The organism is Microbacterium sp. 1S1 (assembly GCF_008271365.1).
Lineage (GTDB): Bacteria > Actinomycetota > Actinomycetes > Actinomycetales > Microbacteriaceae > Microbacterium.
In genome coordinates this window covers 146051-165742 of the sequence record NZ_CP043430.1, presented here as the reverse complement: position 1 = coordinate 165742, position 19692 = coordinate 146051, and the positions used below count along the sequence as shown (strand labels likewise).

22 protein-coding genes and 1 tRNA gene are annotated in these 19692 nt (G+C 70.4%); 18 read left to right on the top strand and 5 right to left on the bottom strand.

Annotated elements, in window-relative coordinates; translation table 11 throughout:
- Nucleotides 1-44: 44 nt before the first annotated feature.
- Together FY549_RS00845 and FY549_RS00840 are read right to left on the bottom strand one after the other, a co-directional pair.
- Nucleotides 45-2837, bottom strand: coding sequence for a hypothetical protein (locus FY549_RS00845; protein ID WP_149083412.1), 2793 nt, complete (start codon nucleotides 2835-2837; stop codon nucleotides 45-47).
- Nucleotides 2838-2860: 23 nt separating this feature from the next.
- Nucleotides 2861-4684: an HSP90 family protein gene (locus FY549_RS00840; RefSeq protein ID WP_149083411.1), complete on the bottom strand. Its 1824-nt coding sequence runs from the start codon at nucleotides 4682-4684 to the stop codon at nucleotides 2861-2863.
- A gap of 192 nt (nucleotides 4685-4876) precedes the next feature.
- Here FY549_RS00840 and FY549_RS00835 point away from each other — a divergent pair.
- The 9 genes from FY549_RS00835 (at nucleotide 4877) to FY549_RS00795 (ending at nucleotide 10628) form a co-directional block, all read left to right on the top strand.
- Nucleotides 4877-4949 (top strand) — tRNA-Trp (locus tag FY549_RS00835).
- Nucleotides 4950-4988: 39 nt separating this feature from the next.
- Complete coding sequence (secE, locus tag FY549_RS00830) at nucleotides 4989-5261, top strand: preprotein translocase subunit SecE (protein WP_101848474.1); 273 nt, start codon at nucleotides 4989-4991, stop codon at nucleotides 5259-5261.
- A gap of 41 nt (nucleotides 5262-5302) precedes the next feature.
- The gene (nusG, locus tag FY549_RS00825) at nucleotides 5303-6337 is read left to right on the top strand and encodes a transcription termination/antitermination protein NusG (protein ID WP_187614892.1); all 1035 of its coding nucleotides are present in this window, start codon (nucleotides 5303-5305) and stop codon (nucleotides 6335-6337) included.
- Between the two features lie 279 nt (nucleotides 6338-6616).
- A complete protein-coding gene (rplK, locus tag FY549_RS00820) occupies nucleotides 6617-7048 on the top strand; it encodes a 50S ribosomal protein L11 (RefSeq protein WP_025102337.1) in 432 nt (143 codons plus the stop codon).
- A gap of 11 nt (nucleotides 7049-7059) precedes the next feature.
- Entirely contained in the window at nucleotides 7060-7749 is a 690-nt protein-coding gene (rplA, locus tag FY549_RS00815) for a 50S ribosomal protein L1 (RefSeq protein WP_025102336.1), read from the top strand.
- Between the two features lie 200 nt (nucleotides 7750-7949).
- Complete coding sequence (locus FY549_RS00810; RefSeq protein ID WP_149083409.1) at nucleotides 7950-8765, top strand: amino acid ABC transporter substrate-binding protein; 816 nt, start codon at nucleotides 7950-7952, stop codon at nucleotides 8763-8765.
- 3 nt (nucleotides 8766-8768) lie between these two features.
- Nucleotides 8769-9434, top strand: coding sequence for an amino acid ABC transporter permease (locus FY549_RS00805; RefSeq protein WP_149083408.1), 666 nt, complete (start codon nucleotides 8769-8771; stop codon nucleotides 9432-9434).
- Complete coding sequence (locus FY549_RS00800; RefSeq protein ID WP_149083407.1) at nucleotides 9421-10224, top strand: amino acid ABC transporter ATP-binding protein; 804 nt, start codon at nucleotides 9421-9423, stop codon at nucleotides 10222-10224. Before FY549_RS00805 ends, FY549_RS00800 begins: the two co-directional genes overlap by 14 nt.
- 47 nt (nucleotides 10225-10271) lie before the next feature.
- Nucleotides 10272-10628: an iron chaperone gene (locus tag FY549_RS00795; protein WP_149083406.1), complete on the top strand. Its 357-nt coding sequence runs from the start codon at nucleotides 10272-10274 to the stop codon at nucleotides 10626-10628.
- A gap of 4 nt (nucleotides 10629-10632) precedes the next feature.
- Here the strand turns inward: FY549_RS00795 and FY549_RS00790 are convergent, their stop codons facing one another.
- Complete coding sequence (locus FY549_RS00790; RefSeq protein ID WP_149083405.1) at nucleotides 10633-11286, bottom strand: LysE/ArgO family amino acid transporter; 654 nt, start codon at nucleotides 11284-11286, stop codon at nucleotides 10633-10635.
- 70 nt (nucleotides 11287-11356) lie between these two features.
- On the opposite strand from FY549_RS00790, the gene FY549_RS00785 reads away from it, so the two are divergent.
- The 6 genes from FY549_RS00785 (at nucleotide 11357) to FY549_RS00760 (ending at nucleotide 15336) form a co-directional block, all read left to right on the top strand.
- A complete protein-coding gene (locus tag FY549_RS00785; RefSeq protein WP_187614891.1) occupies nucleotides 11357-12265 on the top strand; it encodes a LysR family transcriptional regulator ArgP in 909 nt (302 codons plus the stop codon).
- 128 nt (nucleotides 12266-12393) lie between these two features.
- Nucleotides 12394-13020: a SipW-dependent-type signal peptide-containing protein gene (locus FY549_RS00780; RefSeq protein WP_149083403.1), complete on the top strand. Its 627-nt coding sequence runs from the start codon at nucleotides 12394-12396 to the stop codon at nucleotides 13018-13020.
- A 6-nt stretch (nucleotides 13021-13026) separates the two neighbouring features.
- Complete coding sequence (locus tag FY549_RS00775; RefSeq protein WP_149083402.1) at nucleotides 13027-13644, top strand: SipW-dependent-type signal peptide-containing protein; 618 nt, start codon at nucleotides 13027-13029, stop codon at nucleotides 13642-13644.
- Nucleotides 13641-14213, top strand: coding sequence for a signal peptidase I (locus FY549_RS00770; RefSeq protein ID WP_200838620.1), 573 nt, complete (start codon nucleotides 13641-13643; stop codon nucleotides 14211-14213). The genes FY549_RS00775 and FY549_RS00770 overlap by 4 nt, the downstream gene beginning before the upstream one ends.
- A complete protein-coding gene (locus tag FY549_RS00765) occupies nucleotides 14210-14845 on the top strand; it encodes a hypothetical protein (protein WP_149083401.1) in 636 nt (211 codons plus the stop codon). Before FY549_RS00770 ends, FY549_RS00765 begins: the two co-directional genes overlap by 4 nt.
- A complete protein-coding gene (locus FY549_RS00760; RefSeq protein WP_149083400.1) occupies nucleotides 14845-15336 on the top strand; it encodes a hypothetical protein in 492 nt (163 codons plus the stop codon). Before FY549_RS00765 ends, FY549_RS00760 begins: the two co-directional genes overlap by 1 nt.
- 15 nt (nucleotides 15337-15351) lie before the next feature.
- Here FY549_RS00760 and FY549_RS00755 read toward each other — a convergent pair whose 3' ends face one another.
- Entirely contained in the window at nucleotides 15352-15975 is a 624-nt protein-coding gene (locus tag FY549_RS00755) for a YqaJ viral recombinase family protein (RefSeq protein WP_149083399.1), read from the bottom strand.
- A 289-nt stretch (nucleotides 15976-16264) separates the two neighbouring features.
- On the opposite strand from FY549_RS00755, the gene FY549_RS00750 reads away from it, so the two are divergent.
- From FY549_RS00750 to rplL, 3 genes are all read left to right on the top strand, one after another.
- On the top strand, nucleotides 16265-17239 hold the full coding sequence (locus FY549_RS00750; protein WP_149083398.1) for a hypothetical protein: 975 nt from the start codon (nucleotides 16265-16267) through the stop codon (nucleotides 17237-17239).
- Between the two features lie 324 nt (nucleotides 17240-17563).
- Entirely contained in the window at nucleotides 17564-18052 is a 489-nt protein-coding gene (gene rplJ, locus FY549_RS00745; protein ID WP_149083397.1) for a 50S ribosomal protein L10, read from the top strand.
- Between the two features lie 48 nt (nucleotides 18053-18100).
- Nucleotides 18101-18484 (top strand): 50S ribosomal protein L7/L12, encoded by a 384-nt coding sequence (rplL, locus tag FY549_RS00740; RefSeq protein ID WP_025104227.1) that lies wholly within the window; start codon nucleotides 18101-18103, stop codon nucleotides 18482-18484.
- Between the two features lie 67 nt (nucleotides 18485-18551).
- On the opposite strand, the gene FY549_RS00735 is transcribed toward rplL, so the two are convergent.
- Nucleotides 18552-19556 (bottom strand): LacI family DNA-binding transcriptional regulator, encoded by a 1005-nt coding sequence (locus tag FY549_RS00735; RefSeq protein ID WP_149083396.1) that lies wholly within the window; start codon nucleotides 19554-19556, stop codon nucleotides 18552-18554.
- Nucleotides 19557-19692 lie beyond the last annotated feature (136 nt).

The following is a 19692-nucleotide window of genomic DNA, read 5'->3' as shown; positions in this document are numbered from 1 at the left end:
GACACCGGCTCGGGATCCTCTCCGGATTCCGAGCCGGTGTGGCATCAGCTCTCGACGAGGGCTCTGACCTCGGCGGCCTCGGCGTGCCGGCCCAGCGCCTCCAGCACGTCGCCGAGTTCCAGTGCCGCGACCTGACGCAACGGCGGGAAGCTCTCGGCATGGTCCAGGGCGCTCCGGTAGACGGGTACGGCGTCGGCCGGGCGGTCGTTGCCCGCGAGCACCCGCCCCGCGAACAGCTCGGAACTGCCCGCGGCGCCCTGATCGCCGAGCGCGGCGAAGCCGTCCGCGGCGGTCAGAGCGGCGGCGACGGCCTCGTCGATCCGCCCCAGCTCGGCCAGGGCGCGTCCGCGGGAGTCGGTCACGTCGGCGAGCAGCCAGCCGGCCTCGTGCTGCTGCGCCAGGGCGGCGACCTCGTCGAAGAGCTCGAACGCGCGCTCGTCGCCACGCCCGCCGTAAGCCTGGCCGAGGCTGTGCAGGACCTCGGACAGCGCCCCGACGGCCTCCGGGGCGCGACGTGCGATCTCCACGGCGCCCTCCAGCAGCCGCACCGCGTCGTCGTGCTCGTCGAAGCGGGCGAGGATCTTCGCCTGTTCGGTCATCGCCATGGCCTGGTCGGCGTGCGCCTCCGCCTGCCCGAAGAGCTCGGCGGCGTAGCCGTGGGCCCCGACCGCCTGACCGAACTCGCCGGACTCGGCGAGCGATCGCGCCAGGAGGGAGGCGGTCATGGCGCGGGAGCCGGCCGGTACCTCGGCGTTCTCCTCGCGCTGCAGCACATCGCCGAACAGCTCGGCGGCCTCCTCCGCGTCCCCCGCGCGCAGCATCGCACGCGCCAGCCGGAAGTCGACGCCGGTGCGATCGCCGTCGTCCTGCAGGCGAGCGGCCAGACGGTAGCGGGCGACCGCCTTCTCGGGCTCCTCGGCGTCCTCCCAGAGCGCGCCCGCAAGCACATGGGCTTCGGCGAGAGCGCGCGTGGCGCCGAGCTCGGCGAGCAGACGGCACACCTCGTCGGCGTCGGCGGCCCCGTCCTGGTAGGCGCCCGTGCCGCCACGCACGCGAGCCCTGGTCTGCAGCGCGTGGGCCCGGTGCCCCGTGGAAAGGTCGTCCTGGGCGAGGAAGCGGTCGAGGAGCGTGCGGCCGGCGTCGAGGTCGCCCTTGCTCAGCACGGCGCCGATCGCCACGAGGGTCGTGGTGTTCGACAGCCGGGTGTCCTGCGCCTCCGCGAACGAGCGGGCGGCGAGTTCCGCGAGGTCGAGTGCCGCATCCGGCTCCTCCGCCCGGAGGTGGAGCGACGCACGGCTGATCGCCAGGTCACCGCGCGACCAGGCGGGCAGGCGGTCGGCCGCCGCGAGCTCTTCCTCGAGCGCGGCCATGGTCTCGTCGGTGTGCAGGCCGAAGGTGGCTAGGCCCAGACGCTCCTCCAAATCGGCCTGCGCATCGTTCCCGGCCGCCCGCAGCGCGGCGATCCGGTCGGGGAGCAGGCACTCGGCCTCCTCCCCGCGATCGAGAGCGACGAGGATGCCGAGATGCATCGACAGGAGCTGTGCGCGCTTGGCGGGGTCGTCGATCTCCAGGGCGTGCGGGAGAGCGGCGAGGGTCTCCTGCTCGGCGCCGAACTGCGCGAGCTGCATCGCCCGTTCGAACCAGCCGTCCGGGTCGGTCGGGGTCGTGGCCGGCGCGGGGGCGACGAAGGCGTCGGAGCGGATCGGGACGTCGTAGCTCTCGTCGGCGAGAGCCCGCATCCGGGCGAGGCTGCGGGCATGGCCGTCCGTGCCGTCGCGCTCGTCGAACTCCGCTCCGATGCGCTCGGCCGTTGACCAGGCGGTGGCGGCCAGGTCGGCGGCGCTCCACGGCCCCTCATGCGCGCCGAGCAGGGGAACCAGGGCGGGGGATTCGGCTCCGCGGACCGGGGTGTCACCGTGACCTGCGGCGATGACGCGGTCGAGCGCGACGGCGAAGGCGGTGAGGGCGGCGAAGTGCGCGTCGACGTTGAGCCCATCGTGGGCGAGCCAGGCGATGTGCTTCTCGATCAGGGCCAGCGCCCGTGCCTCGTTGCCGGTGATCGCGGCGAACACGATGTTGTTGGCCACGATGCGCAGGTTGTCCGGGTTGTCCTTCGCGAGCCGGTAGCTGCGCAGGTGCGCGGTCTTCGCGTCCTCCGTGCGACCGGCACGCAGGTAGGGGAGGAGTACACGGGACAGAGCGTGCTCCGGCTCCTCGCCGCAGGAGAAGCCGCCTTCGATCATCTCCTCGACGAGCCGGATGGCGTCGGCGTCACGGTCGGTCTCCGCGAAGAACCCGGCGAACTGGCTGCGGCTGCACGCGTCGCAGTGGCTGTGCTCGTCGCGTGGCGTGGCCTCGAGCTGGACCCGCAGGGCTTCGGCGGCGTCGAACCGGCCGGCGTCCCAGGCGTCCTCGAAGCGGGCCGTGAGCACACCGCTGAGGCCGAGCCCTGCGGCACGGTAGTGGGCTTCCATGTCATCGAGAACCGCGGCGATCTGCTCCTGGGAGAAGGCAGGGGAGGAGCGGAGGGACGACGCCATCCACTTGAACTGCCACATGAGATCCGCCCCGCCGTTGCCGAGGTCGGCGGGGAACCGCTGCGGGTCGGCGTCATGATGCGCGAGGCACCAGGCGAACGAGTTGAGCATGACGTCGGTGGCCCCCGTCATGTTCGCCGACGCGGTCTGGCGCATGCGGGCCTCGTATTCCAGCCGCTCGTCCCCGATCTCCACCGCGAGCGCGACGGCCTCGGCTACGAGCGCCTGCTCCGCCGGTCCCCATGGGGTGCGGTCGATCTCCTCGATGAGCTGCTGGAAGCGCTTCTTCGGACGTGCCATGGCGGGCCCCTTCGGGTGATGGCTCAGCGGGCGTCATCGAAGGGGAGCGTGTCCCCTTCGATGCCGGCCGAGAGTGAGACGAGGTCGGAGAGGGCGCTGGTCATGAGCGCCCGATCGGCGTCCGAGAGCGGGTGGTGTCCCGCGAGGAGCGCCTGGATGTAGAGCAATTGGACGGTGCGCGCGAACACCGCGTCGTCCTCCACGCGGACGAGGGCGCGGACGACGCGGTTCGACCAGTTCAGGCACAGTCGCGCCGTGAGGTCGTCGTCGCGCGTGGACGACAGTGTCTGGTCGATCCGGTCGAGCACCCCGCCCCACAGGGCGCTCGCGATGCCCTTGGTGCGTCCGCGGTCGATCGTCCGGAGGACCTCGGGGTCGGCGACGTACAACCCCGTGAGCGACGGGCGATCGATCGCCCGCACGACCACGGCGCAGTCGGAAGCGGCGAGCACGGTGCCGGCGCGCGACTCCAGCGCCATCGCGGCGTCCCGGTCGTCGAGCGGCGGCGGGTCGAGCCGGTCGAGCTCCCCTGCCACGTCGACCTTCTCGACCGTGACCTGCGGGTAGAGGTCGGGGAGCAGGCGGATCAGGTCGGCGTCGTAGAGATAGCCGCCGTTGACGAGTACCTCGTCGGCGGGGGAGATCCCGGCGACCTGGCGGAACTCATCGACCGTCTGGGCGTACCGCACGTGCGGGTACCGCTCCACGAGGTCGCCGATCCGCAGCGTCCCGTGCGTGGTCTCGACGGTGAGCCAGCGGGTGATGAACCGCGCGAGTTCCTCGTCGTGGCGCACGAGCGACTTCAGCCCGACCTCGTGGACGGCGACGAACTGGGCGAGGCGGTGCGGTTCGCGCAGCCCGAGTTCGAGGACCCAGCGGCGGATGCCGGCGCCGAGCTGCTCGCGGACGTGCTCCAGCGCCGTGTCTTCGACGAGGGACTCGCGGCTCGCGGTCGGCGCGAGGCCGGTGGAGTCGACCACGGCGCGCACGAAGAACGCCCAGTCGGGAAGCACGTCGTCGACGCGCTCGGACAGCAGCATCCGCCCCAGGTACATGCGGGTCGCCTGACGGGCACCGGGCGGGGGTGCGAAGGGCAGCACGAACGCCAGGCCCTGCGTCCCGGTGGCCGGCTCACTCAGCGGAATCACGTCCAGCGGCGCTGCCCCGAGCAGATCTCGACCGTACTGCACGGCCGCCTCGAGGTCGGCGGCAGGGTCGAGGAAGGGGGCTTCTCGGGTGACATCGACGTCTCCTCCTGGGGCGTCGATCGTCACGCGCACGGGCAGGAACTCCCCGAACGCGGTGGCGAGTTCGTGCACGGCCGCAGGGCGGAGCAGCTCGTCGGCGTCGAAGCGCGGCACGAGGTGCACGCTGGTGCCGATCGGCAGGTCGTCATCGATCTCCGTGACGCGGAAGGTGCCGTCGGCGCTCCCCGTCCACTCGACCGCGGAGCCGCCTCTGGCACTGCGGGAGCGGATGACGATGGTGTCGGCGACCATGAAGCAGCTCAGCAGTCCGATGCCGAACTGGCCGAGGAAGTCGCTCCGGGGGAGATCGAAGATGTCCCGTTTGGAGCTGCGCCCGACGGTCGCGAGCAGATCGGCGACCTCGGCGGCGGTCAGTCCCACGCCATCGTCGCGAAGGACGAACTCGCCCGTCTGCGCGGTGAGCGGCGTGATCCGGATCCGGCTGCCGCCCCCGTCGACCTCTCGCCGCGCGGCGATCGCGTCCCTGGCGTTCTGCAGCAGCTCGCGCAGATACACGCGGGGACTGGAGTAGATGTGCCGGCTGAGCAGATCGACGACCCCGCGCAGATCCACCTGGAACTGCTGCACATCCCCGCTCACATGCGTCCCTTCCTGCTTCGTCCGCCCGCCGAGCCTAGCAACAACGCCTCTTCCGCTTCCTGTTCGGCACCACCGGATCGATGCCGTATGCTTGTGGAGCAGTTGTTCTCTGCATTCTTTCGCCGTGCCTGGCGTCTATGACATCGGCCGGTGGCAGGGTGGGGAGGGCATCCCCGAGACCTCCGGGTCTCTAGGGCGGTAGCTCAATTGGCAGAGCAGCGGTCTCCAAAACCGCAGGTTGCAGGTTCGATTCCTGTCCGCCCTGCGCGTCAGCGCACGCTGACACACGAAAGGTACATTCAGGATGGATCAGGACGAACCGCGCGGCGAGGTCGTCGCGGCCGGCGCCACGCGCCAGAAGAAGGGCAACCCCTTCTCCCGGTTCTTCGGGGGCATCGCCCTGTTCATCCGCCAGGTCATCGCCGAACTGCGCAAGGTCGTCACCCCGACCCGCAAGGAGCTTTTCAAGTTCACGGGTGTGGTGCTCGTCTTCGTCCTGATCGTCATGGGCATCGTCTACGGTCTCGACTACGTCTTCGGGCTCCTGACGCACTACGTGTTCGGAATCCCTGGCTGATGACCCCCGCGGCATCCGCCGCAGCTATGGAGAAGAAGAACGTGTCTGAACGATATTCCGACGACGCCGACTGGGCGACCGCCGCAGAGCAGTCCAGCGAGGAGGACGAGGCCCAGGAGGGCAACGTGCTCGCCGCCGAGGAGCTCTCGGTCACCTCTGCCGAGCACGTCGCGGTCCACGTCGAGGACGAGGACGGCGAGCAGGAGACGGAAGACATCGACATCGACATCGACGACCCGGAGGCGGACGCCATCGTGAACGACGCTCTGAACCTGGACGAGGCCGCGGAATCCGAGGCCGCCGCGGAGGTCCTCAACGACTCCGTCGCGGAGGAAGCCGCCGAGCAGGAGGCCGAAGCCGCTGACGAGGTCACCCCCTACGAGGGGCCCGACGTGAACGGCGAGGACGACCGTCCCGGTGCCGAGTCCGACGAGGACGAGGCCGCCGCGGAGGAGGACCCGTACGAGGCGTTCCGCATGGACCTGCGGATGCTCCCCGGCAAGTGGTACGTCATCCACTCCTACGCGGGCTTCGAGCGCAAGGTCAAGGCGAACATCGAGCAGCGTAAGTCGACGCTCGAGGTCGAGGACGAGATCTACCAGGTCGAGGTCCCGATGGAGGACGTCGTCGAGATCAAGAACGGCCAGCGCAAGATGGTCACCCGCGTGCGCATCCCCGGCTACGTGCTGGTGCGGATGGAGCTCACGGAGGACACCTGGTCGGTCGTCCGGCACACCCCGGGCGTCACCGGCTTCGTGGGCAACGCCCACAACCCGACGCCGCTGCGCTTCGAAGAGGCCTTCAACATGCTGAAGTCGCTCGTCGAGGTCAAGGACGTCCCGACCGCCAAGAACATCGCGGCCAAGGGCGGCGTCGCCGTCGCCCGTCCGCTTCCCGCCGAGGTCGACTTCGAGGTCGGCGAGACCATCACGATCAAGGAGGGCTCGTTCGCGGGTCTTCCGGGTTCGATCAGCGAGATCAAGCCGGAGAGCGGCAAGCTCACGGTCCTCGTCTCGCTCTTCGAGCGCGAGACCCCGGTCGAGCTGTCGTTCGACCAGGTCACCAAGATGATCTGACCTTGGATCACTGAGCCTGCCGAAGTGCACGAGAACGGCCGCCCTCCCGGGCGGCCGTTTTCTTCCCCGACCCACCCCTTTCGTGCCTCCCGGCCCGTTGTGGACGCACGCACAGGGCCGGCTCGCACGCACGGGGCCGGCTCGCCAGCGGGGGAGAGATCAGGTAGACTTACGTGGTTTGTGTGACGCTTCGGCGTGCGCACAAGCGACCACGGGCCGGAGAGGCCGGAGCCGTGGGAGAAGCGGATGCTCGCATCCGCCTCGAGGAAAGGAAAGAGAATGGCACCGAAGAAGAAGGTGACCGGCCTGATCAAGCTTCAGATCAACGCCGGTGCCGCCAACCCGGCGCCGCCGATCGGCCCCGCGCTCGGTCAGCATGGCGTCAACATCATGGAGTTCTGCAAGGCGTACAACGCCGCGACCGAGTCGCAGCGCGGCAACGTCATCCCCGTCGAGATCACCGTCTACGAGGACCGCAGCTTCACCTTCGTCCTGAAGACCCCGCCCGCGGCGGAGCTCATCAAGAAGGCCGCCGGCGTGCAGAAGGCTTCGGCCACCCCGCACACCGTGAAGGTCGGCAAGATCACCAAGGACCAGGTCCGTCAGATCGCCGAGCAGAAGCAGGCCGACCTGAACGCGAACGACATCGAGGCCGCCTCGAAGATCATCGCCGGCACCGCCCGTTCCATGGGCATCACGGTCGAGGGCTGAGGAGAATAATCATGGCTACCAAGTCCAAGGCTTACAAGGCTGCCGCCGAGAAGATCGAGGCAGACCGTTTCTACACGCCGTCCGAGGCCGTCGCGCTCGCGAAGGAGACCGGCTCGGCGAAGTTCGACTCGACCGTCGAGGTCGCGCTGAAGCTCGCCGTCGACCCGCGCAAGGCGGACCAGATGGTGCGCGGCACCGTCATCCTGCCCCACGGCACCGGTAAGACCGCCCGCGTCATCGTGTTCGCCACCGGCCCCGCGGCCGAGGCTGCGATCGCCGCCGGCGCCGATGAGGTCGGCGGCGCCGAGCTCATCCAGAAGGTCGCCGACGGCTGGACCAACTTCGACTCCGCGGTCTCGACCCCGGAGCTCATGGGCCAGGTCGGCCGTCTCGGCAAGGTGCTCGGTCCCCGTGGCCTGATGCCGAACCCGAAGACCGGCACCGTGACTCCGAACCCGGCCAAGGCCGTGGAGGAGATCAAGGGCGGAAAGATCGAGTTCCGCGTCGACAAGCACGCCAACGTGCACTTCGTCATCGGCAAGGCCTCGTTCTCGGCCGAGCAGCTGAACGAGAACATCGATGCCGCTCTCGAGGAGATCGTCCGCCTCAAGCCGTCCAGCGCCAAGGGCCGTTACATCCAGAAGGGTGCGGTGTCGACCACGTTCGGCCCCGGCATCCCGCTGGACGTCAACGCCATCTGACGCGTCGACGGGTCTCGCACCTGTCGCACCGAACGCCCCCGAGTTCTCCTCGGGGGCGTTCTGCGTTCCTGGAGGCCTCGCCGCCCCCGACATCCGGCGTCATCCGATGCGGGGAAGGTCGGGGGCGACGCGTACTGTGGGGGAGTTCCCGCGGTCGTCGCGTAAACTCGCATCCGCGCTTTCTCGCCCCAGGAGGGTCCATGTACCGTCGCTTCATCGCCGTCACCGCACTCGTCGTCGCCGCTGCCGCCCTGACCGCCTGCAGCGGATCGAGCACCCCCGCGAGCACGGACGGCGAGAGCTCCGCAGGCTCCGACTTCGGCCTGGTGAAGGACGGCACGCTGACCGTGGCGACCGAGGGCACCTACCGTCCGTTCAGCTTCCACGGCGACGGCGGCTCCGGCGACCTCACCGGCTACGACGTCGAGATCATCCAGGCCGTCGCCGACGAGCTCGGCCTGAAGGTCGAGTTCCAGGAGACCCAGTGGGACGCGATCTTCGCGGGCCTCGACGCCGGACGCTTCGACGTCATCGCGAACCAGGTGTCGATCAACGACGAGCGCGAGGCCAAGTACCTCTTCAGCGCCCCGTACACCGTGTCGCCCGGCGTCATCGTGGTCAAGGAGGACGACGACTCGATCTCCTCGTTCGACGACCTCGCAGGCAAGACCACGGCGCAGTCCCTGACGAGCAACTGGTACGAGCTGGCCACCGAGTCCGGTGCGAAGGTCGAGGGCGTCGAGGGCTGGGCGCAGGCCGTGGAGCTCCTCCGCCAGGGGCGGGTGGACGCGACCGTCAACGACAAGCTGACCTTCCTCGACTACGAGACGACCAACAGCCCGACCGGCCTGAAGATCGCCGCGGAGACCGACGACGCCGGGGAGCAGGCCTTCGTCTTCACGAAGGACAAGGAGGCGCTCGTCGATGCCGTCGACGAAGCGCTCGACAAGCTCCGTGCCGACGGCACCCTGGCTGAGATCAGCGAGAAGTACTTCGGCGAAGACGTCTCGCAGTAGGCGATGCAGAACCCCTGGGAGCTCTTCTTCTCCTCGCTCGGGCCGATCGCCTGGGCGGGGCTGACGGTGACGATCCCGCTGGCTCTGGTGTCGTTCGCCCTGGGGCTGGTGATCGCGATCGGCATGGCGCTGATGCGGATCTCCGTGCGCCCGGTCGTGTCCGGCATTGCGCGGTTCTACATCTCCGTGATCCGCGGCACGCCGATGCTCGTGCAGCTCTTCGTGATCTTCTACGGGCTGCCGTCCGTCGGGGTAACCCTCGATCCGTGGCCGAGCGCGATCATCGCGCTCTCGCTCAACGTCGGCGGCTACGGCGCCGAAGTCGTGCGGGCGGCGATCCTCTCGGTGCCGAAGGGGCAATGGGAGGCGGCCTACACGGTCGGCATGAACCGCACGCGGACGCTGACCCGCATCATCCTGCCCCAGGCCGCCCGGGTGTCGGTGCCCCCGCTGTCCAACACGTTCATCTCGCTCGTGAAGGACACCTCCCTCACCTCGCTGATCCTCGTGACGGAGCTGTTCAAGGTGGCGCAGCAGATCGCCTCCACCACGCTCGAGTTCATGGTGCTGTATCTGGCCGCAGCGCTGGTCTACTGGGTGATCTGCCTGGTGCTCTCGTTCGGGCAGAGCGCCTTGGAGAGGAGGCTCGACAGTCGTGTCGCGCACTGACCCCACAGTCGAACCGCTGCTCACCGCCCGCGGCCTGCACAAGAGCTTCGGCGCCACCGAGGTGCTGCGCGGTTTCGACCTCACCCTGCACCGCGGCGAGGTCGTCGTGCTCATCGGGCCCAGCGGCTCGGGGAAGACGACCGTCCTGCGCGCCCTGAACGGCCTGGAGACGCCGGACGCCGGCACCATCGCGGTGGCCGGAGGGCCGGAGATCGACTTCGCTCCCGCGGTCCGCCCGAAACCCCGCGTCGAGAAGCAGCACCGGCTCGCCCTGCGCGACCGGTCGGCGATGGTGTTCCAGCACCACAACCTCTTCCCGCACCTGACCGTGCTGGAGAACGTGATCGAGGGGCCGTGGCGGGTGCAGGGCCGTCCGAAGACCGAGGTGATCGCCGAGGCGCAGGCGCTGCTGGCCCGCGTCGGTCTCGCGGACAAGGCGGACGCGCGGCCCCATCAGCTCTCGGGGGGCCAGCAGCAGCGCGTGGGCATCGTGCGAGCCCTGGCCCTCCGGCCCGATCTGCTGCTGTTCGACGAGCCGACGAGTGCGCTCGATCCGGAGCTCGTCGGCGAAGTGCTGCTCGTCATCAAGGAGCTGGCCGACGAGGGCTGGACGATGGCCGTCGTCACCCACGAGCTGAGCTTCGCCCGGGAGGTCGCCGACCACGTGCTCTTCCTGGATGGCGGCGTGGTGGTGGAGCAGGGGCCGCCCGCTCAGCTGTTCAGCACGCCGCAGCACGAGCGCACGCAGCGGTTCCTCACCCGCATCCTCCGACCGCTCGACGGGATCTGACCGCTCGCCCCTCGACCCCCGCGACGATCGGTGGCAGGATGCCACGCGTGGGCACCATCGACGACTACCTGGCCGATCTCGACTCCTCCGACCGCGTAGCGGTCGATCGCGTCTATGCGATCGCGCGGGAGCAGGTCCCGGACGCCGAGCAGGGCACGGGCTACGGCATGCCGGCGCTCGTGCACGCCGGCAAGCCACTGCTCTCGGTGATGCGCGCGAAGAAGCACATCGGCGTCTACCCGTTCAGCCCCGAGGCTGTTGCTGCGGTCGCGGAGCTCCTGGACGGTCATCCCGAGGTCAGTCTCGACAAGGGTACGATCCGCTTCCAGCCGGAGCACCCGCTGCCGGAGGAGGCGGTCCGCGCCCTCGTCCGGTCGAGGGTGACGCAGATCGAGGCGGGGTGAGTGGCTAGCCGCCCAGGACCGGCAGCACGAGACTGACCGCCAGCGTGATCATCACCATCGCGATCACGGCGTCGAGGAGGCGCCAGGAGCGCGGGGTACGCAGCCAGCGGCCGAGGTAGCGAGCCCCGAAGCCGAGGGCGGTGAACCAGAGGACGCTCGCCGCCACTGCTCCGGTGGCGAACAGCCACCGCTCCTCCCCGTGCGTGGCCGCGATGGAGCCGAGCATCAGGACCGTGTCGAGGTACACGTGCGGGTTCAGCCACGTCAGAGCCAGTGTCGTGAGGATGACCGGGGCGAGGCGCGTGCGGGTGAGGGTCGCGGTGCCACCGGACGCTTCGAGAACCGGTGCATCGCCTCCGTCGACCACCAGCTCCTCGCCACCGCGCCAGGCCCGCCGCGCCGCGAGCAGCCCATACCCCAGCAGGAACAGCGCCCCCGCCCACCGGGCGACGACGACGAGCCAGGGTGCGGCCGACAGCACGAAGCCCAGCCCGGCGACGCCCGCGATGATCAGCACCGCATCCGAGAGCGCGCAGACGATGACGACGGCGAGGACGTGCTCGCGGCGGATGCCCTGGCGCAGGACGAAGACGTTCTGCGCGCCGATCGCGACGATGAGGGAGAGGCCGAGACCGAGGCCGGCGAGGACGGTGAGCATGCGTCGAGCCTACGAATTCCGAACCATGAATGACAGCGAAGATTCCTTTCCTACCATTAGCATCTCTCATGTGAGGATCGATCCGGAGCTCGCCGCCACTCTCGCCGCGGTGGCCGACGAGGGCACGCTCGACGCCGCCTCCCACCGGCTGCGCGTCACTCCGTCCGCGGTCAGTCAGCGGCTCAAAGCGCTCGAGCAGCAGCTGGGGCGCATCCTGCTCGTCCGCAGCAAGCCCGTCCGGCTGACGGAGGCAGGGGAGGCGGTGGTGCGGCTGGCGCGGCAGATCGCCCTCCTGGAGCACGATGCGCTCGCCGGCGTGGGTATCGACGACGGGCGCGACGGACGCCGGATCACCGTCCCCCTCGCCGTGAACGCGGACTCGTTGGCGACCTGGTTCCTCGCGCCGCTCGCCCGGCTCTCGGCCACCCACGACATCGACATGGACCTCCACCGCGATGATCAGAACTTCACGGCGCGGCTGCTCGAGTCGGGAACGGTCATGGCAGCGGTGACGAGCGAGGCCACGGCGGTCGCGGGGTGCACGGTCACGCCCCTCGGCGTGCTCGAGTACCGCGCCATGGCCGAACCCGCCTACGCCCGTCGCTGGTTCCCGGACGGGGCGAGCCCTGCCGCGCTGGCGCACGCCCCGTTCGTCGACTTCGACCGCCGGGACACCCTGCAGCACGAGTGGCTGGCAGCGTGGGGAGTGCCGGCGGCAGGCGTCCCCCGGCACTATGTCCCGGCGTCGCACGACTACGCGCTGGCGGTCGGCCTCGGCCTCGGCTGGGGAATGGTGCCGCGACTGCAGGAGGTGCCGGGACTCGTGGCGCTCGGCGGTCCGACCCTGCGCGTCGCCCTGTACTGGCAGCAGTGGAACCTGCGCTCGGCACTTCTCGACACGATCGCCGCGGAGGTCGCGGACGAGGCGCGGCGCGTCCTGGCTCCACAGCCGTCCGCGAGGACGCGGGGGCGCGACTGAGGGCAGCCGTCGCGCGGAGGGGGGGGTTGTCCTTGCTCCGGAGGTCCGGCAGTATACCAGGACGCGGGAGGCCTGGGCTCTACTCGTCGGGCATCCGCGCAGACCGGATTCCTGAGGGGGGAAACGACATGGCGACGACGACGACGCAACGGAAAGTCCTGGCAGTGTTGGCGGGTGGGCTCGTGCTCGGTGTGGGGGTGGCGGGAGTGCTCGCCGCCTGGAACGACTCCGAGTTCGCGACCGGGACGTTCACAGCCGGGTCCTTCGATCTGGAGGGCTCCACCGATGGCACGAGTTTCAGCGACCACAACGTGGACGACGGCGACACGGCCGCAGCACTGACGTTCGCTCTGCCGGCGGGGGTGGTCGGCAACATGTCGCCGACCGACACCGTTTACGCGGGGTTCTGGGTGCGGCTCGCTGCGGGGACGACGACGGCGGCGAACCTGGTCGCCGACGGCACGACCGCGGACCCGGCGGCGACCTCGAACAGCGATCACCTGTCCTACGCGATCTATGAGCTCGCACCCGGGGCGACGTGCGACGCGACCTCGGCGACGGCGACCCCCGTCGCGACCGGAGCCACGCTCGACGCGCAGACCGGGGTGACGACGGTGCCCCTCGCAGAGGGGGCGACCGCCGCCGCGCCCGGTACCGCGGTCCAGCTCTGCTTCGCCGTGACCGCGGATGCCGCGCTGGAGCCGGGGTTGGTGACCGACGCCACGTGGAAGTTCACGGCGACCTCCACGAGCTGAGTCCTCGTGGATACCCGCAGAGTGAGGCGGGAGAGGGGACGGACGCGATCCCGCCGGATCCGGGCGATACTCGCCGGGGGTCTCGTGCTGGGCGTCGGCGCGACCGCGACCCTGGCCGCCTGGAACGACTCCGAGTTCGGCGCCGCGACCTTCACGGCCGGACGGTTCGACATCGTCGGGGCGACCGACGGCACGACCTTCTCCAGCCACGCGACGGCGGGCACGGCGGCCGCGCTGAACTTCCAGCTTCCGCCCACCGCCATGGCACCGGGGACGACGACGTACGCACTGTTCAGCGTGCGGACCGCGAATCCCTCGGTGGCCGGAGTGCTGCAGCTGATCCCGGGAACGCCGGGGGGAACGGGGCTGGTGACGTATCTCACCTACGGGGTGCGGACGATCGCCGGAACCTCCTGCACGGCGGCGACGTATCCGGCGGGAACCACTGTCGTCTCTGAGGGGTCCGCCCTGACGGCGTCGGGGACCACGACCCAGGCGGTCGCGGCGAACGGGGCGGCGCAGGTGAACTACTGCTTCGCGGTGACCCTGCCCTCGGCGGCGGGAAACGGGGCGCAGGGGCTCACGATGACGCAGACCTGGCAGATCCAGGGGACGTCGTCATGATGACGCCCCGTCGCCGGTGGCGAGCAGAGACCACGGAGCCGGTCGCGGCGCGGGGCCGCGGGCGGAGGATGCTGGGTGACCTGCTGCTGTGGTGCGCGGCGGCCGCCGGGACGATCTGCATCCTCCTGGTGATCCTCGCGGCGACGTCGCAGATCACGCTCATCATGTTCCGGACGGGCTCGATGGCGCCGACGATCCCCGCGGGGTCGGTGGCGGTCGTACAGCGGGTGCCCGCCGCGGAGGTCGAAGTGGGGGACGTGGTGACGGTGGACCGCCGCGGCGAGCTCCCCGTCACTCATCGCGTCACGGCTGTCGAACCCGGTGCCTCGGAGCACGAGCGGATGCTCACCCTGCGGGGCGACGCGAACGCGAGCGAGGATCCCGTCCCCTATCCGGTGTCCTCCGTCCGCACCGTGCTCTTCGCGATGCCGGGGGCGGCGGTCGTGGTCGCGGCGCTCGGGGACCCGGTGGTCCTCGCCGTGCTCACGATCGCGGCGACGGCGCTGGTGGTCTGGGCCTTCTGGCCGCGTGCGCCGCGGCGGGCCCCGGCGCACGCGGAGGGATCGTGAAGTGGCGCCGAGTGGCTGCCGTCCTCGCGGCGCCCGTGCTGTTGACCCTCGTGGTCCCGGGGGTCGCGCGGGCGGAGCCGACGTCGGAGGTGATCCAGGGCGATGTGCTGCGGCTCGTCTCGATCGCGGACTGGGAGTCCGCCGGGGGGATGCTTCCCGGTCGGCCAGTGCGGTGGGACGTCGAGGTCAGCGCCCAGGCGCAGGAACCGGGTCGGATCCGTATCGGCGTGCGGGCGACGGGTGACGCCCGACTCCGGGTGGACGTCGCGCTCTGTGCCGAGCGGTGGGGCCCGGCGGGGTGCGCATCGGGATCGACGATCGTCCGCGATGACTGGAGCATCCCGCGCGACGGGACCGAGACCCCCGTGACCGAGATCCCGCATTCCGAGACCGCCCACCTCCGTCTCACGATCGCGCTCGATCCTGCGGACGGAGCCGGGACGACGCAGATGCAGGTCGTCGCCCACGGGGCAGGGGAGACCGTGCACGCTGGGCCGGGCGGTGGGCTCGCCTCGACGGGACCCCCGTCGAGGATCGCCCCCCTGATCGTGGCCGGCGGGCTGGTCGTGATCGGCGCCGCCGTGCTCGGTGCCGCTCCGCGCCGGGGCTCGGGAAGGGGGAAGGAGCTGTGATGAGCCGGGGCCGGCGGAGGGCCGTCGCAGTCGCCGCCGTGGCCGTCCTCTGCGCCGCAGTCTCCGCGTCGTCGGTCGAGCCCAGCACGGCGCGGTTCACGGATGGCGAGTACGCCGCCGGGTCCTTCACCGCGTCGCGGCTGGCCGTGCCGTCCATCACCTCTTGCACGGTGACGAGTCTGCTCGGAACCTTCACCGGCTTCACGATCACCTGGACCTCGCCCTATCCGAAGGCGCAGCAGCGGCTCTCGATCAACACCGTCGTCGTCGACAACGGTTCGGTCGGACAGAGCGGGAGTGGGCCGTGGACGTACTCGGCCACGATCAGCTCCAGCGTGCTCAGCACCCTGCTCGGAAGCCTGCTCGGCTCCTCCAATACCGTGCGGGTCGAGGCCGTCCTCCCCGGGACGTCCTGGGTCTCGCCCGCCGCGACGCGGACGCTGTCGGTGGGCGGCCTGCTCGGTCTGGGCGGGAACAACACGTGCACGTGAGCCCGCGCCGGCTGCTCAGTCGGCGAGGGCGAGGGCGCGGAAGGCGTCGCGCTCGCGGAGTTGCTCGCGGCGGCTGTCTGCGGGGGAGGTGGAGCGGGACGGGACCGTACGTCCCGTCGTCCGGCGGTACAGCTCGTCGATGAGGTCGGTCGCGAGCCCCACGAGCTTTGCGATCTCCCGGTCGTCGCGGTCGATCCACACGCAGCGGGGCTCGTCGTGCACCGGGGAGAAGTCGACGTGCTCCTCCCAGACGAACAGGGTGCGTTCGGCGCCCAGCACATGCTGCTGCCACCACACCTGTCGCAGGTACGTGCGCGGGATGCCGCGGAACGCCTTGTTGGTGGTCTTGATCTCCGCGAGGCTGACCCGACCGTCCGCATCCACGGAGATCCCGTCGGGGGTCGCCAGGTGGCGGTGCTCGACCTCGGCGCGGAACAACGCGGAAGAGGGGAAGATGCCGTGCGTCGCGGCCACCCAGGCGGCGATCTCGGGCTCCCGGCGCCGGCCGTGGTCCGTGTAGGCGTTGCCACCGAATCGGGGCCCACCGCCGAGCTTGGCGTCGGCAGCGCGGGCGATCGAGCGTTCGCTGGTGAGTCCGGCGACGTCGGTGGCGGTGATGCCGCGGGATCGCGCCCTCATCCAGGCCACGCGGTCGCGCGAGTCTGCGACGATGCGAGCTTGGAGTTCCGGGGGTCACCAGAAGACTCTAACTCTCCCCCACCCCCGTTCCGTTCGCACGCCGCCCCTCCCGCCGACCCACCCCCTGCGTGCCTCCCACCCCTTCCGCCCGCGCGAAAGGGGTGGGAGGCACGGAAGCGGGTGGGTCGACTGCGCGGGATCGTTCCTGCACAGGAGGGGGAGGGAGGGGAGGGGTGTGGGGAACTCAAAGAAGGGGAGTACGGGGACTGGCGGTGGGGAGACTCGGGGGATGAGGCAGGTGGGCGTGGACGAGATCCGGACGATGCTCCTCGGTCGCCGGCGGCTGGAGGCGGAGGGGTGGGGCTCCCGGACGCTCCGTGCCGCCGAGGTGGGGCGACGGCTGCATCACGTCCGTCGCGGGTGGTACATCGCGCAGCAGGTCTGGAACGAGCTCGCACCGGAGTCCCGGCACCGCGCGGAAGTCGTGGCCGCCGACCTTTCGGCATCGCAGACGCGGCCCGTGTTCTCGCACGCCTCGGCCGCTGTGCTGTGGGGGCTGCCGCTGTACCGGGTCCGGCCGACGAGGGTCCACGTGACGGCGCCCCCGGACCGTCGGCACAGCACGCCAGGGATCCTGCGGCACGAGGGACGGGTTCCGGATGACGACGTCGTGGATGTCGACGGCATCCGGTGCACCTCCCTCGCCCGCACGGTCGTCGACCTCGCCCGCACGGTCGTCCCGGAGGCGGCCCTCGCCGTCGCGGATGCCGCCCTCGCCCGTGTCGGCGGTGACCCGTGGCAGTTCGACGACACCGCGGAGCAGGCTCTCCTGGCCGACCTCGCGGATCGGGTGCGCCATCCGCGGCTCCGCGGCATCGTGCAGGCGCGTCGGATCGTGAGTCTGGCCGACGGTCGCGCACAGCTTCCGCTGGAAAGCGTGACGCGGTATCGGCTCCATCAACTCGGCTTCGGCAGGCCGCGTCTGCAGGTGCCGGTCGACGGGCCGCGCGGCGGCAGGTTCTGGATGGACATCGCCGTCGATCAGTCCCGTACCTTCGTGGAGTGCGACGGCCGCGACAAATACCTGAATGACGAGCTCCGCGGCGACCGCAGCGCGGAAGAGGTGGTGCTGGACGAGAAGATCCGCGAGGACTGGGTGCGCGGGACCACCGGCTGGCGGGTGATCCGGGTGGCGAGTGCGCACGTCGCTTCCCTCGCCGCGGCCGACGCGCACTTCCGCGCGCTCGGCCTCTTCGCCCGTTGAGACATCGACCCACCCCTTCCGTGCGCCCCGGCCCCATGCGTGCGGTCGTAGGGGGCCGGGGTGCACGCAGAGGGGTGGGTCGACGGAAAGAGGAGGGGGATTTGGGGGAGAGATGGGGGTGGGGTACAGTGGTCATAACCGAAGACCGCTGGTCATCGTGTGTGCGCAAGCACGCAGGATCGAAGCTCTGCAACGCAGGGGCCCGCGCAGGTGTCACGAACTTCCGAGCTCCGTGCGCTTGCGCCGGAGCTCTTCTCTTTTGCAGGGGGTCGGAGGCCGGCGCCCCACCACCGTGCGGCGCCTCGTACACACCAAGGAGTGACCATGGCGCAGAAGGATGCATCGGTCAACGAGCTCACGAAGTCATTCGAGAACTCGAACGCCGTCCTGCTGACCGAGTACCGCGGTCTGACGGTTGCCCAGCTCAAGCAGCTGCGCAACAGCATCCGTCAGGACGCTGAGTACGCCGTGGTGAAGAACACGCTGACCAAGATCGCCGCCAACAAGGCAGGCATCTCCGCGCTGGACGAGGACCTCAAGGGGCCGTCGGCTGTCGCGTTCGTGCACGGTGACTTCGTCGCCACCGCCAAGGCTCTGCGTGACTTCGCCAAGGCCAACCCGCTTCTCGTGATCAAGTCGGGCATCTTCGAGGGCAAGGCCCTCACCGCCGACGAGGTCAACACGTACGCCGCGCTCGAGAGCCGTGAGGTTCTGCTGGCGAAGGCCGCGGGAATGATGAAGGCGACGATGGGCAAGGCTGCCGCCACCATCGACGCGCTTCGCGAAAAGCTGGAGACCGCCGAGGCCGCGTAAGCGACCGGCGATCTCGTCTACAAACCCCATCTATCTAGGAGATACATCATGGCGAAGCTTTCCACCGAGGAGCTGCTCGAGCAGTTCGCCGGCCTGACCCTCATCGAGCTCAACGAGTTCGTGAAGGCGTTCGAGGAGAAGTTCGAGGTCACCGCTGCTGCCCCCGTCGCCGTCGCCGGTGCCGCTGGCGGCGCAGGCGAGGCCGCGGCCGAGGAGGAGAAGGACTCCTTCGACGTCATCCTCGAGGCTGCTGGCGACAAGAAGATCCAGGTCATCAAGGCTGTCCGCGAGCTCACCTCGCTCGGCCTCGGCGAGGCCAAGGCCGTCGTCGACGGTGCTCCGAAGGCCGTCCTCGAGGGCGCCAACAAGGAGACGGCCGAGAAGGCCAAGGCTGCTCTGGAAGAGGCCGGCGCGACCGTCACCCTCAAGTAATTCCAGCGCACCAGCGCTTCTGCGAAGGCCCCGGGTTCCGCCCGGGGCCTTCGTGCGTCCACGGGACTCAGCGTGGCGCCGCGGTCGAACTGCGCACGACGAGCGCCGATCCGGCCTCGATGCGCTCGACCGGGGCGTCCGGCTCGTTCATCCGGCGCGTCAGCAGGCGCACGGCTTCCTTGCCCTGCTCCCGCGGCGACTGCCCGATGGTGGTGAGGGCGAACATCTCCGCGTGCTCATGGTCGTCGATGCCGACGACGCTGAGCTCGGTCGGCACCGCGATGCCCAGGCGGCGGGCCGCGATCACGGCACCGATGGCGGCCTCGTCGCAGACGCCGACGATCGCGGTCGGACGGTGCCGCCGGTCGCCGAGGAGCCCCGCCGCCGCGGCGTAGCCACCGGGCATGGTCGGCGCCGCGCCCGCGACCCGCGCCCGTGGGGTCAGCCCCGCCGCGTGCAGCGCCTCGCGATAGCCGGCGAGGCGGCGGGCATCGCCGTAGCTGAGATCGGTGTCGTCGGTGGCGCCGCCCACGAAGGCGATGTCGGTGTGGCCGAGCTCGATCAGATGCTCGGTCGCGATCCGCGCCGCGGCGGCGTCGTCGATCGACACGGCGCTCGCCCCGGCGCTGTAGGGGCCTACGCTCACGAGCGGGCGCCCTGTGCGGTGCAGCCGCTCCAGCTCACGGGCGCTGGGCTGGATGCCGACGGCGATGATGCCGTCGAACCTCCGGCCCGGCAGCACGCTCTCGAATAATCGCTCCCTGGTGCCGGAGCGCTCGGGGACACCGTAGAGCGACAGGTCGTAGTCGAGGGCGAGCAGCGCCTCCTGCACCCCGGCGAGCAGCTCCGAGAAGAACCAGCGGTCGACCGGGGGCATCACCAGCCCGACGGTGCCCGTGCGCCCCGTGGCGAGGCTCGTGGCGGAGGAGTGAGCGACGTACGCGAGGGACTGTGCCGCCTCCTCCACGCGCTGCCTGGTCTCCTCCGAGACGTAGCCGCGACCGCTGAGGGCGCGGCTGGCGGTGGCCTTGGACACACCGGCGCGCGTCGCGACGTCGGCGATCGTGCTCATCGTGTCCTCCTCGACGCGGTTCCACGACGGCGAGCCATCGGGCGCTCGCCGGGAGCCATCGTAATCGTTCCACACGCGAGGAGGAACCGGTTCCAGACGCCATGGACTGGGAGCGCTCCCATCGTCGGGGAACAGG

Bases quoted from the DNA above. Each gene is read 5' to 3' on its own strand.
- FY549_RS00845 (WP_149083412.1), bottom strand. From the start codon at position 2,837: ATGGCACGTCCGAAGAAGCGCTTCCAGCAGCTCATCGAGGAGATCGAC.
- secE (WP_101848474.1), top strand. From the start codon at position 4,989: ATGGATCAGGACGAACCGCGCGGCGAGGTCGTCGCGGCCGGCGCCACG.
- rplK (WP_025102337.1), top strand. From the start codon at position 6,617: ATGGCACCGAAGAAGAAGGTGACCGGCCTGATCAAGCTTCAGATCAAC.
- rplA (WP_025102336.1), top strand. From the start codon at position 7,060: ATGGCTACCAAGTCCAAGGCTTACAAGGCTGCCGCCGAGAAGATCGAG.
- FY549_RS00810 (WP_149083409.1), top strand. From the start codon at position 7,950: ATGTACCGTCGCTTCATCGCCGTCACCGCACTCGTCGTCGCCGCTGCC.
- FY549_RS00805 (WP_149083408.1), top strand. From the start codon at position 8,769: ATGCAGAACCCCTGGGAGCTCTTCTTCTCCTCGCTCGGGCCGATCGCC.
- FY549_RS00790 (WP_149083405.1), bottom strand. From the start codon at position 11,286: ATGCTCACCGTCCTCGCCGGCCTCGGTCTCGGCCTCTCCCTCATCGTC.
- FY549_RS00780 (WP_149083403.1), top strand. From the start codon at position 12,394: ATGGCGACGACGACGACGCAACGGAAAGTCCTGGCAGTGTTGGCGGGT.
- FY549_RS00770 (WP_200838620.1), top strand. From the start codon at position 13,641: ATGATGACGCCCCGTCGCCGGTGGCGAGCAGAGACCACGGAGCCGGTC.
- FY549_RS00760 (WP_149083400.1), top strand. From the start codon at position 14,845: ATGAGCCGGGGCCGGCGGAGGGCCGTCGCAGTCGCCGCCGTGGCCGTC.
- FY549_RS00755 (WP_149083399.1), bottom strand. From the start codon at position 15,975: ATGAGGGCGCGATCCCGCGGCATCACCGCCACCGACGTCGCCGGACTC.
- FY549_RS00750 (WP_149083398.1), top strand. From the start codon at position 16,265: ATGAGGCAGGTGGGCGTGGACGAGATCCGGACGATGCTCCTCGGTCGC.
- rplJ (WP_149083397.1), top strand. From the start codon at position 17,564: ATGGCGCAGAAGGATGCATCGGTCAACGAGCTCACGAAGTCATTCGAG.
- rplL (WP_025104227.1), top strand. From the start codon at position 18,101: ATGGCGAAGCTTTCCACCGAGGAGCTGCTCGAGCAGTTCGCCGGCCTG.
- FY549_RS00735 (WP_149083396.1), bottom strand. From the start codon at position 19,556: ATGAGCACGATCGCCGACGTCGCGACGCGCGCCGGTGTGTCCAAGGCC.